The sequence below is a fragment of the Rhizobium sp. SRI_017 genome, assembly GCF_057586295.1.
On record NZ_JBYCZP010000120.1, the window covers coordinates 1 to 253 of the forward strand.

General features: G+C 57.7%; 1 protein-coding gene. It reads right to left on the reverse strand.

What is annotated here, in order from left to right:
* On the reverse strand, positions 1-224 hold a 224-nt coding region (locus AC2YI2_RS35315), incomplete at its 3' end, for an Hpt domain-containing protein (protein WP_487391162.1).
* Positions 225-253 lie beyond the last annotated feature (29 nt).

Consider the following 253-nt stretch of genomic DNA (forward strand, 5'->3'; position numbering starts at 1 on the left):
CGGACTTTGTCGAAGGCGGTTTCACAATGATGGGTGAACGCAGCAAGCGCGTCGAAGCCGAACATCGACCCCGAGCCTTTGAGGGTGTGAAGTCCGCGAAAGACAGCATCGACCTGCGCCCGATCTGTAAGATCGCGGGTGAGATCGAGCAGTCCCAGCTCGATCTGCTCCAGGCATTCCGCAGCTTCCGTCCGGAAGACTGAAATCGGATCAGGGTTGCTCATCGGCCAAGGACCTTTCTGGCAATCTTGAC